General features: G+C 59.9%; 14 protein-coding genes. 5 read left to right on the plus strand and 9 right to left on the minus strand.

Features of this window, described 5'->3' with window-relative positions:
• Positions 1 to 12: 12 nt before the first annotated feature.
• Positions 13 to 1,404 carry an aspartate aminotransferase family protein gene (locus tag GM154_RS05975; protein WP_074821039.1) on the minus strand — a complete coding sequence of 464 codons (1,392 nt, stop codon included), beginning with the start codon at positions 1,402 to 1,404 and terminating at the stop codon, positions 13 to 15.
• 173 nt (positions 1,405 to 1,577) lie between these two features.
• Here GM154_RS05975 and GM154_RS05980 point away from each other — a divergent pair, with 173 nt between their 5' ends.
• Together GM154_RS05980 and phoA are read left to right on the plus strand one after the other, a co-directional pair.
• The gene (locus GM154_RS05980; protein ID WP_219651351.1) at positions 1,578 to 2,201 is read left to right on the plus strand and encodes a glutathione S-transferase family protein; all 624 of its coding nucleotides are present in this window, start codon (positions 1,578 to 1,580) and stop codon (positions 2,199 to 2,201) included.
• A gap of 185 nt (positions 2,202 to 2,386) precedes the next feature.
• Positions 2,387 to 3,856, plus strand: coding sequence for an alkaline phosphatase (gene phoA, locus GM154_RS05985; RefSeq protein WP_374940300.1), 1,470 nt, complete (start codon positions 2,387 to 2,389; stop codon positions 3,854 to 3,856).
• 124 nt (positions 3,857 to 3,980) lie between these two features.
• Here phoA and GM154_RS05990 read toward each other — a convergent pair whose 3' ends face one another.
• Positions 3,981 to 4,463, minus strand: a complete 483-nt coding sequence (locus tag GM154_RS05990; protein ID WP_074821043.1) for a GNAT family N-acetyltransferase — start codon at positions 4,461 to 4,463, stop codon at positions 3,981 to 3,983.
• Positions 4,464 to 4,681: 218 nt separating this feature from the next.
• On the opposite strand from GM154_RS05990, the gene GM154_RS05995 reads away from it, so the two are divergent.
• The 3 genes from GM154_RS05995 to GM154_RS06005 are packed head-to-tail and all read left to right on the plus strand — an operon-like array spanning position 4,682 to position 8,040.
• The gene (locus GM154_RS05995; protein ID WP_010796407.1) at positions 4,682 to 6,052 is read left to right on the plus strand and encodes an aspartate aminotransferase family protein; all 1,371 of its coding nucleotides are present in this window, start codon (positions 4,682 to 4,684) and stop codon (positions 6,050 to 6,052) included.
• A gap of 4 nt (positions 6,053 to 6,056) precedes the next feature.
• Positions 6,057 to 7,169, plus strand: a complete 1,113-nt coding sequence (locus GM154_RS06000) for a GNAT family N-acetyltransferase (RefSeq protein ID WP_308460592.1) — start codon at positions 6,057 to 6,059, stop codon at positions 7,167 to 7,169.
• Positions 7,141 to 8,040 carry an arginase family protein gene (locus GM154_RS06005; protein WP_308460593.1) on the plus strand — a complete coding sequence of 300 codons (900 nt, stop codon included), beginning with the start codon at positions 7,141 to 7,143 and terminating at the stop codon, positions 8,038 to 8,040. The genes GM154_RS06000 and GM154_RS06005 overlap by 29 nt, the downstream gene beginning before the upstream one ends.
• Here GM154_RS06005 and GM154_RS06010 read toward each other — a convergent pair.
• From GM154_RS06010 to GM154_RS06040, 7 genes are read right to left on the minus strand one after another with little or no spacing between them, the layout of a single operon-like run.
• Positions 8,013 to 9,263, minus strand: a complete 1,251-nt coding sequence (locus GM154_RS06010) for a DegT/DnrJ/EryC1/StrS family aminotransferase (protein WP_219651354.1) — start codon at positions 9,261 to 9,263, stop codon at positions 8,013 to 8,015. The genes GM154_RS06005 and GM154_RS06010 overlap by 28 nt on opposite strands.
• Positions 9,244 to 9,627, minus strand: coding sequence for a multidrug efflux SMR transporter (locus tag GM154_RS06015; RefSeq protein ID WP_010796411.1), 384 nt, complete (start codon positions 9,625 to 9,627; stop codon positions 9,244 to 9,246). The genes GM154_RS06010 and GM154_RS06015 overlap by 20 nt, the downstream gene beginning before the upstream one ends.
• Positions 9,624 to 9,998 carry an EamA family transporter gene (locus tag GM154_RS06020; RefSeq protein ID WP_122041166.1) on the minus strand — a complete coding sequence of 125 codons (375 nt, stop codon included), beginning with the start codon at positions 9,996 to 9,998 and terminating at the stop codon, positions 9,624 to 9,626. Before GM154_RS06020 ends, GM154_RS06015 begins: the two co-directional genes overlap by 4 nt.
• The gene (locus GM154_RS06025; protein WP_122041165.1) at positions 9,995 to 10,843 is read right to left on the minus strand and encodes a carboxylesterase; all 849 of its coding nucleotides are present in this window, start codon (positions 10,841 to 10,843) and stop codon (positions 9,995 to 9,997) included. Before GM154_RS06025 ends, GM154_RS06020 begins: the two co-directional genes overlap by 4 nt.
• Positions 10,840 to 11,589, minus strand: a complete 750-nt coding sequence (locus GM154_RS06030; RefSeq protein WP_083397800.1) for an MtnX-like HAD-IB family phosphatase — start codon at positions 11,587 to 11,589, stop codon at positions 10,840 to 10,842. The genes GM154_RS06025 and GM154_RS06030 overlap by 4 nt, the downstream gene beginning before the upstream one ends.
• Positions 11,582 to 12,487, minus strand: coding sequence for an efflux RND transporter periplasmic adaptor subunit (locus tag GM154_RS06035; RefSeq protein WP_074821063.1), 906 nt, complete (start codon positions 12,485 to 12,487; stop codon positions 11,582 to 11,584). The genes GM154_RS06030 and GM154_RS06035 overlap by 8 nt, the downstream gene beginning before the upstream one ends.
• A complete protein-coding gene (locus tag GM154_RS06040; protein ID WP_219651356.1) occupies positions 12,487 to 13,227 on the minus strand; it encodes an ABC transporter ATP-binding protein in 741 nt (246 codons plus the stop codon). Before GM154_RS06040 ends, GM154_RS06035 begins: the two co-directional genes overlap by 1 nt.

Here is a 13,227-nt window from a genome sequence, read left to right on the forward strand (position 1 = left end):
TTGTTGTTAGGGTTATTCGCGGGCGTTGGGCAGGGCCAGCAGATCGATCAGGGCATTATCCAGCGTGGCGATGAGACGATCCACGTCTGCCTCGGTGGTGTCGGGGCAGCACAACGTCATGTTGTGAAACGGCGTGATCAGGATGCCGCGATTGATCAGATACAGGTGCAGCGCCATCTGTAATTCATCATGAAAGGCTGCCTCGGCTTCGGCACCCGTCTTGGGCGGGGTTGGGCAGAACTGAAACTCGCACCGTGCGCCCAGCTCGGTCACAGACCACTTCAAGCCATGTCCGGCGATCAATCGGCGGAAGCCATCAGCGAGGCGCTTGGCTAGCGGCAGCATGTGGGCATAGGCAGCGGGTGTCATCACCTGTTCCAGGTTGGCGCGCATGCAGTGCATGGCCAGGGCGTTGGCGGAAAGTGTGGTGCCCATGCCGCTGTGGCCGTGTCCGTGGCTATGTGCCTGCGCCTGTTCTCGCGCTGTGTGCATGCGTTCGGCCATTTCCGCACTGCAACCAAACACGCCGCAGGGTACGCCGCCAGCGATGGGTTTGCCCATCACAAAAAAGTCTGGCTCAAGGTTCCACAGGCGGGTGCAGCCGCCAATGTCAGTAGAAATGGTATGGGTCTCGTCGATGATCAGCAGCGCGCCATACTGGCGGGTCAGCTGCCGACACTGTTGTAGAAAGCCCGCCTCTGGTAGGACCATGCCAATATTGGTCATGGCGGGCTCGCATAACAGCGCGCAGACATCCCCTTCAGCCAGGGCCGCCTCCAAGGCTGCCACATCGTTGAAGGAAATGGCGCGGCTGTATTCGGTCAGGTCATACGCTTGGCCAATCAGGCCGGAACGAGGCACCGTCCGACCGTTGCGGTGGCGCACCATCACATCGTCTACCGTGCCGTGGTAACAGCCATCGAATACCAGAAGCGTCTTGCGTCCGGTTACGGCACGCGCCCAGCGCAGCACGTAGCGATTAGCATCGGTTGCCGTGGCGGTGACCTGCCAATACGGCAAGCCGAAGCGTTCGGCCAGCAACTCGCCGCACACGACCGCATCCTCGCCCGGCAACATGGTGGTAAGGCCGTTGGACGCCTGTTCGGCCAATGCCTTGGCAATGGGGTCCGGTGAGTGACCAAACATGGTGCCGGTATCGCCCAGGCAGAAGTCGATGTATTCATGGCCGTCCACGTCGTAGAAACGTGCGCCCTTGGCCTGCTCGACGAACAGGGGCACCGGCGTGGACCAGTCGGCCATCCAGTGCATGGGAACGCCTCCGTAAAGCGACTTTCGGGCGCGTTCGGCCAGTGCCACGGAGTTCGGATTGTTGGCGAGAAAACGCTCGCGCTCTTGAGCGGTAAAGGTTTCTACAGCAGATGGGTGGATGCCACTGGCGGTCATGCAGATCACCTCGCTTGGACGTCTCCTCATGCTATGAGTAACCGCGTAAAACGCAAGGTGTTGGCAAGAGGCCGTTTTCTATTAGAGGGGCCTTACAACGTGTTCATGTCCCGGACATTGTAAGATGACGGTTTTGCTGCCGTGCGGCCTGACTCCTGTATGAGGTTACAGCCTTGATTCTCTACGATCTGGAACGATCCGGTAATTGCTACAAGATCCGTCTGCTGCTGTCTGTGCTGGAGTTGAACTATCAACGGGTCAAGGTCGATCTCAATGCTGGCGAAAACCGGCAGCCGGAGTTTCTGGCCATCAACCCCCGGGGGCAGATTCCGGTTCTGGTGGATGACAGCGTAACGCTCTGGGACTCCACATCGATCCTGGTGTATCTGGCTCGCCAGTATGGTCGTGGCTTGTGGCTGCCTACCGATCCCGTGACCATGGCCAAGGTGATGCAGTGGCTGGCCTTCGAACAGAACGAAGGTCGCTATGGACTAGGCCGTGCCCGGTCGATCAGTCTTAACAACACGTCGGTCTTTGCGCGTACCGGCAACCTGACGGATTGTCAGGCCTTGGGTCTGGCTGGACTAGACGTTCTGGAGAAACAGCTGACTGGCGAAGAGTGGCTGGTGCCGGAAGCCGGCGGCCCGACGATTGCCGATATCGCCTGCTACCCATACACCGCCATGGCGCCGGAAGGCGGCATTGATCTGACGCCGTTTGTAGCGGTTCAAAAATGGCTGCGCCGTGTACAGGCGTTGAAAGGGTATGTAGAGCTGCCAAAGGCCGCTCCGGCATGACGTATAGGTTGGATTGAGCGCCTTGGATTGATACCCAGCAGCCCGCTTGGGTATCAATCGGCTCAATACAGCCTGAAGTAGGCTTTTTGCCACTATTTTCTGTCATGAAAAGGTCATCTGAGCACGGCACTTTTGGCAGGCCTTGAAACAATCAAGCGCTTGGATCACTGTCAAAAGGATATTCAATGAAGACGATGCCCGCCCGTTGGTCTCAAACGGCCGCACTGTCCACCTCTCTGGTTGCCTCTGCACTGCTCACCGCCTGCGCCACACATACCACTTCTCCCACGTCCGCCGACACCAGCAAGGCCGCTCCGGCCAGCTTTTATGCTCGGGGTGCAGCGGGTGACCTCACCCAGCATGGTGGTGCCCGCCGACTGGACGGCGACCTGACACAAGCCTTGAAAGCAACGCTTTCGGATCGGCCTGCCAAGAATGTGATCCTGCTGATTGGCGATGGCATGGGCGATTCGGAGATTACGATCGCGCGCAATTACGCTGAAGGTGCAGGCGGCTATTTCAAAGGCATCGACGCCCTGCCGGTCACGGGCCAGTACACCCACTATTCACTGGATCGCAAGACGGGCAAGCCTGACTATGTAACTGACTCAGCGGCGTCTGGCAGCGCCTGGGCAACCGGCACCAAGACGTATAACGGTGCCATCAGCGTCGACATCAAAGGGCAACCACAAAAGACATTACTGGAATTGGCGAAAACGGCTGGGAAGGCGACTGGAAACGTCTCCACCGCTGAAATCCAGGACGCAACGCCTGCTGTGTTGGTCGCTCATGTAACCGGGCGTAAATGCTACGGTCCGGTTGCTACCAGTAAGCAGTGCCCTGCCAATGCGCTGGAAAATGGTGGTGATGGTTCGATTACCGAACAGCTTTTGAACACACGCCCTGATGTTACGCTCGGCGGCGGTGCAGCGAGCTTTGCCGAAACGGCCCGTGCCGGACAATGGCAGAGCCAGACGCTGTTGCAGCAGGCCCAGGCGCGTGGTTATCGCGTGGTGAATGACCTTGATTCGCTCAAATCGATTTCTCAGGCCAACCAGCAGCAGCCACTGCTCGGGCTCTTTTCCCCGGGCAACATGCCGGTACGCTGGATGGGACCAAAAGCCAGTTACCACGGCAATATTGATCAGCCAGCCATTACGTGTCGCGTTAACTCCGAGCGGACGGCCAGCGTGCCAACGTTGGCAGACATGACACAAAAGGCTATTGAGCTACTTAATCAGAACGACAAGGGCTTTTTCCTGCAGGTAGAAGGGGCCTCCATCGACAAAGCTGATCATGCGGCTAATCCCTGCGGCCAGATCGGTGAGACCGTAGACCTCGATGAGGCGGTGCAAAAGGCGCTGGCTTTTGCCAAGGCTGACGGTAATACGCTGGTTATTGTGACGGCGGATCATGCCCACTCCAGCCAGATCGTCTATCCCGATGTGAAAGCGCCCGGCCTGACCCAAGCCCTTAACACGCGTGACGGTGCAGTCATGACGGTCAGCTACGGCAACTCTGAAGAAAGCGACCAAGGCCATACCGGCGCGCAGCTACGGATTGCTGCTTACGGTCCTGGCGCCGCCAACGTGTCCGGTCTGACTGATCAGACGGATCTTTTCTTTACCATCCGCAATGCCCTGCAATTGCCCTGACAAAGGCTACTGTGTAGCGCTACTCAATGGAGCATGCTTCGTTAGGTAGCGCTACGCTTTACCCAACCTACAATTCAGAATGGCAGGCATGTGTCATGCGGCGATACCTAACGGTACGATTTGATCAAAGCGCGCGGAACATCACGTAGCAGTCCACCAGCCCCTGGGTGCGGTGACGGTAGGCCTTGGGCAGCGTGCCGACGACCTCAAAACCATGCTTTTTCCACAGGGCAACCGCCACCTGATTGGTGGAGACCACCGAGTTGAACTGCATCGCCAGAAAGCCCAGCTCGCGCCCCATATCCAGTGAATGGGCGCACAAGGCACTGGCGACTCCCTGCCCGCGTGCGGCTTCGGCAGTCATGTAGCCGCAGTTGCACACATGGCTGCCCGGCCCGGCGGCATTGGGCTTGATGTAATAGGTACCCAGAATCTGCCCGTCCCGCTCAGCGACAAAGGTGGCCTTGGGTAGCTCGACCCAGAGCTTCCAGGCGGCGTCACGGTCCATGGCCGGATCAAGCGCATAGGTTTCCTGGCTTTGGACGACTGCCTGGATGATCGGCCAGACCTGATCAAAGTCAGCGGCGGTAATGGGACGAATATTCATAAGAGTACTCCTGCGTTCGTTCTGGCTTTGATAATGCCAGCTCACGCCTGAAAACGTTACGTTTGTCGCTTCGCGAAACGTTCTGTTTCATCTCCACACTTTGCACACAATCCCTCGACAGGCCAGCAAGGTTGCCTTTGCACAATGCAGGGCAGTTGTCATCGCGCGTCTGCTGTAGACCACGGTGATCCTCACCCAATCGCAGTCTGGAGCAATCCATGAACAACGAAGCCTTGCTGGCTGACGAAGCCAAATACTGTTCTTTTGGCGACACCGTCCACTACGTTAATCCGCCCAAGATTTTTACTGGCTGCGAAGGCAGCTACATGTATGACGCCGAGGGTACGCCCTACCTCGACCTGCAGATGTGGTACTCGGCCGTCAACTTCGGCTACAAGAACCCGCGTCTCGACGCCGTGATGCGCAAGCAGCTGGACGTCCTGCCCCAGGTTGCCAGCCAGTATCTACACCCGACCAAGATCGAGCTGGCCAAGACCATCGCTCAGGACGCCGAGCGCAAGTTTGGTTTGCCGGGCCGCGTGCATTTCAACGTTGGCGGTTCGCAGTCCGTTGAGGATTCGCTCAAGATCGTCCGTAATGCTACCGGCGGCAAGAGCCTGATGTTTGCCTTCGAAGGTGGCTACCATGGCCGTACGCTGGGCGCATCGAGCATTACCTCCAGCTACCGCTACCGTCGCCGTTATGGTCACTTTGGCGAGCGCGCCAACTTCGTGCCGTTCCCCTATCCCTTCCGCCGCCCGAAAGGCATGACGGCCGAAGAGTACGGCGAGCACCTAGTGAAGGACTTTGCCCGTAAGTTCGAGAACGAATACCACGCAGTGTGGGATCCCAAGGCGAAGGAGTCGGAATATGCGGCCTTCTACGTCGAGGCTATCCAGGGCACCGGCGGCTATATCGTTCCACCGAAAAACTACTATACCGGCCTGAAAAAGGTCTTGGACGACCACGGCATTCTGATGGTGGTCGACGAGATCCAGATGGGCTTCTACCGTACCGGCAAGCTGTGGTCGATCGAGCATTTTGGCGTGAAGCCGGACATCATCGTCTTCGGCAAGGCGCTCACCAACGGCATGAACCCGCTGGGCGGTGTGTGGGCCCGTGAAGAGCTGATCAACCCCGATGTATTCCCGCCGGGCTCCACGCACTCCACTTTCGCGTCCAACCCGTTGGGTACGGCGCTGGGCCTCGAAACCCTGCGCATGACCTCGGAAGTAGACTACGAAAAGCATGTGATGGACCGTGGTGCGTACTTCCTGGAAGGCCTGAAGGACCTACAGAAGCGCCACAAGGAAATCGGTGATGTTGACGGCCTAGGACTCGCCCTGCGTGCCGAGATCTGTACTGAAGACGGCTTTACCCCGAACCGCGAGCTGCTGGACAAGATGGTTGATATCGGTCTGGCTGGCGATCTCGAATACCAGGGCAAGAAGACCGGTCTGGTGCTGGACGTGGGCGGCTACTACAAGAACGTCATCACGTTTGCACCGTCGCTGGAAATCTCCTTCGCCGAGATCGATCAGGCGATGGTACTGCTTGACCAGCTGATCACTCGCGCCAAGCAGGCCTGACGCGGTGGGGCTCGAACAAAGGTCCGGCTCTGCCGGACCGCTGTACGGCAATCAGCTCGAGCCTGGGGCGCTGATCGATCAGTTCAGTGCCCATCCGCCCGATGGGTTTCAGGTGCTGCGCCTGCCCCAGGCCACACCGGGCTTCGAGGCGGAGTTCGATCTGCTGACTACAGTAGACGGATCGCTCAAGCGTAGGGTCGAATCACTTCCCCTTTATCGCCATTGGTCCAAATGGCTGCGTATCCGTACAGCCTTCATCGGCACGACGGTTTCCGAATATGCCCTCTTCCCGGCAGCCTGGTCGGCCCGCTCGCTGGTCAAGCGTCTGCGTAAGGCGCTGGGGTGGTGCTATCCGATGATGATCATCAAGGATATTCCCCAACACTCCCCCCTGCTGGACGACTCGGCCAATCGGTATGCGGAGCGGCTGCTTGAGGCCTGCAAGGCAGAGGGCTTCGTCCTGGTAGAAGGTCAGGCGCTGGCCTATGTACCCATCGATTTCGTCTCCGTGGAGGAATACCTGGGCCGTCTTTCGTCGAGCCGCCGTAAGGATATTCGCCGTAAATGGCGCAAGCGCGAGGCGTTGACGATTCGTGAGGTGCCGACAGGCGATGCGCAGTTCCTGTGTGACGAGCTGATCGACGAGTATTACCGGCTATACCTGAATGTGTACGACCAGAGCGAGATTCACTTCGATCGTCTGTCTCGAGGGTTTTTCGAGCAGATGCTGCGAGATGCAGGCAGCGGTGGAATGGTATTCGAGTATCGCCATGAAGATCGTCTGATCGGCTATAACGTGTGCTTCGTGCATGACGGCAAGCTGATCGACAAGTACATCGGGCTGCAATATCCCGAAGCCCGGTCGTTCAACCTGTACTTCATCAGTTGGCTCATCAACCTGGACTATGCCCTCAGCCGCGGCCTGACCCATTACGTAGCCGGCTGGACAGACCCGGAAATCAAATCCTACCTGGGTGCTTCCTTTACTTTCACCTGTCACGCCGTCTATGTGCGCAACGCCCTGTTGCGTGGCCTGGCGCGACGCTTTTCCCGGTACTTTGAAAGTGACCGCCAATGGAGTGACAGCCGTGAACCAGCCTATCGTTCTGGATCTTGATGGTTCTATCGGTGCAGTAGACAATGCCCTGCGCCTGGACCTGCGTGACTGGCAGGCACGGGTGCGGTTTGGCTGCCGCGTCTCGACTCTCGATGCCTTCGGCCGTGATGTGGTGGCCCGCCTACCCGTCAACCACGGCCCTGTACTGATGGGTAGTGGTGATTTTCATCATTTGAGCTGGCCGCTCATTGCCCGGCAGACGTCCCGTACACGGGGCGTTCGGGTCGTAGTGTTCGATAATCACCCGGACAACATGCGTTATCTGTTTGGTATCCATTGCGGTTCCTGGGTGCGTCGTGTCGCCCTATTGCCGCAGGTCAGCCACGTTCATGTGGTGGGTATCACCTCGCCAGACATCGGCCGTGGACATGCCTGGGAGAATTACCTGACGCCACTGCGCAGCGGTAAGCTGAGCTACTGGAGCCTGGGCGTAGACACGGGGTGGGCGCGTTGGCTGGGTGTGCGGTCGGCCTTTCGCAACTTTGCCGATGCCGACACCCTGGCTGATACCCTGAGTGAGCTCCTGATTCGTGAGCAGCAACCCACGTACTTATCCATCGACAAGGATGTTTTCAGTCCTTCGGTCGTCCGCACCAACTGGGATCAGGGTGTCATGCTTGAGCATCATGTCATGCAGGCGATTGAGGCCTTGAAGGGGCAGCTCTTGGGCAGTGATATCACCGGTGATGTCTCGGTCTATCGGCACCCCAGCGCCTGGAAGCGCTGGCTAAGCGCCGGCGATGGCCAGACGCTGGAAATACCTGATTTGACCTTACAATCCTGGCAGGTGGAGCAGCATGTGCTCAATCAGCGTTTGGTTAGCCGGCTGAACACGGCGCAGGGCTATGAGCGCGTCATGCGCTCGGCGTGACAAGCCTCTTCAATCACCCCATAGACCACATCAAAATCAGCCTCGCTTAACCAGGGGCTATTACTGATAGCCAGGATTCGACCCGCCAGCCGGCGGGCTTCCTGGCATTCAACGGGCGACTTGTAGGTAAGCGTCGTGTTCAGATAGTGGTAATCCGGCAGAGCATGCACGAAGGGAATGCTCAAACCGTAGCCACTGCCCCAGGCAGTCTCTAGCACCGTATCGCGGGCCTCGCGGCTGGGCATGAGCACTAATAAAACGGGCCAGCTCCCCTCGCCCTCATGACCTACAAGGGGAACCAGCCCAGAAAGGGTGCGCAGGCGCTTGAGCCTGCGTTCGGCCTGCATGCGCTGTTGTGTGAGGAAGTCGGGCAGGCGCTTCAGGGCGCGAACGCCAACGGCCTGCCGCCAGGACCCAACCTGATGCAACGTAATGGGCAGAGAAAAATATTCATCGGCAGCGGCCACCCAATCCCCTTTCTTCAGCGCACGCCGCAGTGGCAGGCCGTAAGCGAGCCGCAGACCCGCAGGCCGATAGAGGGCGGCATAGCCCAATAGCTCAACACTGCGCTTGAATTCCAGCCAGGGTTTTGGCTGCGCCAGCGCCTGACTGGCATGACGCAAGGCCTGACGAATCGTCTCCTCGCGGGCGATAAGGGCGCCGCCTTCAAAAATCGTAAGCCCCTTGCCCACTGCCAGGCTGAAAAAGGCAATGTCGCTGCGTATGCCGATGCTATGACCACCGACACGGCTGCCCAAGCCCTGGGCGGCATCCTCGATCACCCAGGCGCCTACCGCCCGGGCGCATTCAATCGCTGGGTCGATATCGCTGATCCGGCCGCACAGGTGGGTTGGGACGACGGCCAAGGTCTGCTCGTTGCACAAAGCCTCGAGCATTAATGGATCAAGGTCGAGGCTGTCCGGCTTGAGGTCACAGAGTTGCAGCTCAAGCCCACACTGGACAACCGCCAGCGCCACCAGCGGGCAGGTATAGGCCGGAACGATAACGGTCGTACGCGCAGGTGACAGCCTTTTCAGCGCTGTAAGCGCAATGACCATTGCCGCGGTGCCAGAGCTTTCCAGCTGAACATGCTCCACGCCTAGAAAACGCGCCAGGGCGGTGCTCAGGTTACGCTCGCCGCCGGGCAGCAGGTCGCGCAACCGCAAGGGCAGGCCCGCTGTGGGCGGTGCGTCGAAGTAGGCTTTACGAGGAAGCGGCTTCACGGTGTTCACTCAGGGCCAGGCAAACGATGCCCAGGATGATCAAACCGGCAGCCAACAGTTGCGGCCAGCCCAGATGCTCGTTGAACAGCCACACGGACAGCAGCATCACGGAGACGATCTCCAGGTGCGAGGCCGCAAAGGCCGGGCCGACCGGCACGTGCTTGAGCAGGGTCATCCAGCAGAAAAAGGCGCCGATGTAGCCTACGAACGCACCGTAGATCCATGGATGGCCGAATACCCGCCACAGCCACTCGGTGGTCATCGACAGGGGTTCGGCCTGCATGGCGGCGTATTTGAAGCTCAGCTGCGCCAGCGTATCGAACGCCATGAGTAGCAGAAAACCAATCAGGTAGAAACGCTTCATGCCTGTATCCCTACCACGGCAACGCCAATGGAAATGAGGCTGATGCCCAACACCCGCAATGGCGTGAGCTTTTCAGCGAAGAAAAAGCGCCCCGCCAGCATGATGGCCACAATATTGATAGAGCCCAGCAGTACACCCTGGGACAGCGGCACCAACGACAGAAACGCCAGCCACACGACAAACTCCATCACGTAGCAGCCGATTCCCAGCCACAGCCACGGGCGACGGCTCATCTCTATCCAGTGCGCAAGTCCGTCCTTGTCCGCCGACTCGGTCGCTGCAGCCTTGAACGCCAGCTGGCCGACACTGTCGATCACCACATTGGCGATCCACAGCACGATGACGAGCCCCGGAAAGGTTTCGGCCGTCATGCCGTGACCCTGTCCGCCACAGGCGATACTGCCTGCTCGCCCAGCGCGCTCTTGATGAACGCAACCGTTTCGGAGGCCACCTTGCGCCGCTCACGGTCCACTGTGATCATGTGGTAGCTGTCTTCCAGCCAGACCGTTGTCACCGGGCCCTTGACCGAGCGCTCTACCAGTCGCGCGTTATAGTCGAGGCTGGCAATGTCGTCCTGGGTCGCGTGCATCACGAGACAGGGTGAGGTGATGTCGCCGAGCTGTTTGCGTACCTGGGTAGCTAGGGCATACATCTCTGCCACGGCCCACCAGGGATTGCCCGGCAAGCCTGCTGCGGCGCTGTCGCCGGAATTCATCTGGTCGACGATGTAGGTGCGCAGCATTTCATCCTTGATGCCATAGGGCGGCTGCTCGATGAACATGGTCTTGCGACCGATGCCCAGCGCCTTGCAGATCGGAAGGATGAAGCAGAAACGGGTGTAGAACGGCATGCTCCAGCCGTCGTGGCGGAACATGGTCGCCAGCGCGGCTACGCCGGCAATCCGGTCCGGCTGATCGGCTGCCAGCTTGAGTGCCAGTAGCGCGCCCATGGACAGGCCCGCCACGAAGACATGATCGACCTGCTCGCGCAGCTTGTCCGCTGCAGCGCAAACACTGGCATACCAGTCCTGCCAGCGTGTTTCGACCAGATCATCGGCTGTGCCGCAGTGGCCGGCCAGTTGAACACCATAGACTGTGAAGCCAGCCTTGTTCAGCCCACGGCCGAACAGGCGCATCTCGTTGGGCGTTCCGGTCAGGCCGTGGATCAGAAGGACGCCGGTGCGGCCGCCTTCCAGAAGAAATTCATGTTCAGTCATCGAGAGGGTTGCTCTTGAGGAACGAGCTCGTCCAGCCAGGACAGGGCGTCGTTGAAAGTGGAAATCGGTGCGAAGGGATAGCCGCGCTGGCGGCAATGATCGATCAGCTTGTACTTGGCCAGCACAAAGTCGGCACGGCCCGAGACGCAGAAGTCCGAAGTGCTGTCGCCAATGAATAACACGCGTTGCTGGCGCTGGTGCTGAAGGGCAAGCCGCTCGCACTTGCAGGTGCCGCTGTCGCGAAGGCAGTGCGGGCTGGCAAAGGGAGAGGCAAGTTCCCAGCTGCGCTCGCCGGTCTGGGTCAGGTAGTTGGCCTGCACGGGCAGCCCGCCCAGGCCGTGGCGACGCAGGATATAGCGGATCGCATAGTCTAGCCCGTCACTGATGACTTGAATCAACAGGCCCCGCTCACCGGCCGCCTCAACGAAGGCCTGAAAGCCCGGATCGATGGCGATACCGTCAAGATGTGCGTGAAACTCTTCCTGCGACATGTCCAGCAGTGCCACCTGGCCCTGCATGCAGTCACGGGAGCCGATCCGACCGGCCTCCCAATCGTCTTCCAGCTCTTGCCAGCCGGGGCGGCCAAAGCGTTCGAGCAGGGAGTCGATCACATCGACCTGGCTGATGGTGCCGTCGAAATCGCACTGGATCATCCAGGGCTGCGAAGGGTTCGGCAAAACCTCGCGAACGACAGGCGTATAGGGCCTGAGCGATTCGTCGAGCACGGAGTGTGAAAGATTATTCATGGAAATTCACCCGTACATTCTGGCCGATACGAAGCGTCGGCGGCTGATCGAACGCGAGCAGGCAGTCGACCACTCGCACGTTGGGATGTCCCTGGCTGTCGTCGTCCAGGTGGCTGCTGCCAAAGAGATCGCCCAGGCGTGTCACGTGCGCCTTCAGGGGCGGCTGGCCGGGCTCGGCTTCCAGCACAACATCTGCCGTCATGCCCGGCTTCACACGATGGACAAAGCTTTCATTGAGTTCTGCGCGGATTTGCAGCGGGCGCTCCGGCAGGATCACCAGCAGCGGCCTGGCATCCTCTGGCGAAACGAGCGAACCCTGGGTGGCGTTGACGCGCACTACCGTCCCGGCCTGCGGTGCGTGCAATACGCGCTCGGCCAGTCGATCCTTGGCCAGCGCGACGTGCTGGCGGGCAATCTCGACCCCTGCCTTGGCAACGGCCTGTGCCGATTCCAGCTGCTGAACCTGTTGCCGGGCCTCGGTTGCCTGTTGAGGGTCCACTGCACCCTGACGGGCGGCCTTCTGCAATTGCTGCGCACGCTGGCGCGCTGGCGGCAGACGCTGCTCCGCCGCTTTCTGCCGGGCCTGCGCCTGCGCCAGCTCTGCTTCATAGGCCTTGAGTTCGGTACGGGCGCTTCGGTCGTCCAGCGCTGCCAGTTCGGCGCCGCGCTGGACCGTATCGCCTTCGGCTACGGTAAGGCGTGCAAGTCGGCCGGCTTGCAGGGATTTAAGCTCCAGCAGCCCACCTTGCACCTCTACCTTGCCCCTCGCCATGGCTACATATTTTGCGGCTTCGGTCGCAGCCGGTTTCGCCGGTCGCGGAGGTTTCTTGTCCGAGCAGCCTACGACCGACGCGATCATCAAGGCGGCCAGCAGACTGTGGGTAATACGCATGTTCATCAGGCAAACTCCCTGCGGGCGTGGCTGCCCTGTTCGGAAGGTCGCCAGTCACGTTGAATCTGTCCGTCCTCCATCTCCAGTACCCGGTCGGCATGACGGATCAAGCGCGGATCGTGGCTGACGCACAGCACGGTCGAACCTTGCTCATGGGCGATGCGTTGCAGCATCCGGGCGACGTTTTGTCCGTTTTCGGCATCCAGGGCACTGGTAGGCTCATCGGCAAACAGCAGTTGGGGGCGCTTGGCCAAGGCGCGGGCAAGTGCCACACGCTGCCGCTCGCCGCCAGACAGCGAAGCCGGGCGCAGGTCGAGCCGGTGAGCCAGCCCCACTTCCTTGAGCACCTGCCGGGCGCGCTCCAGGGCGTCCTGGTTGGAAAAGCCCAGATAGCCCAGCGGCAATGCCACCTGCTCGGTAGCGGTCAGCGCCGGAAACAGATTGAAGCCCTGAAAGACAAAGCCGGTGTGCTTGAGGCGGAAGCGCTCAAGGGCACGCTTGGCCAGACCGCCCAGCTCCTGGCCCAGAGCGCGGGTCTGACCTTCGTCCGGCGCCTGCAACCCACTGAGCAGCGATAGCAGCGTGCTCTTGCCGCACCCTGATGGACCCGAGATCAAGGTCAGTTCACCGGGATAGATGGAGACGGACAGCCGTTGCAATACGTGCAGGCGAACCATGCCCATGAGGAAGGATTTGCTGACCTCATCGGCTTCCAGGCTGGGAGCGGGACGCTTCACAGGAGTCAT

Origin of the sequence: Pseudomonas sp. MAG002Y (genome assembly GCF_019400845.1) — a bacterium.
GTDB classification, from domain to species: Bacteria; Pseudomonadota; Gammaproteobacteria; order Pseudomonadales; family Pseudomonadaceae; genus Chryseomonas; species Chryseomonas luteola.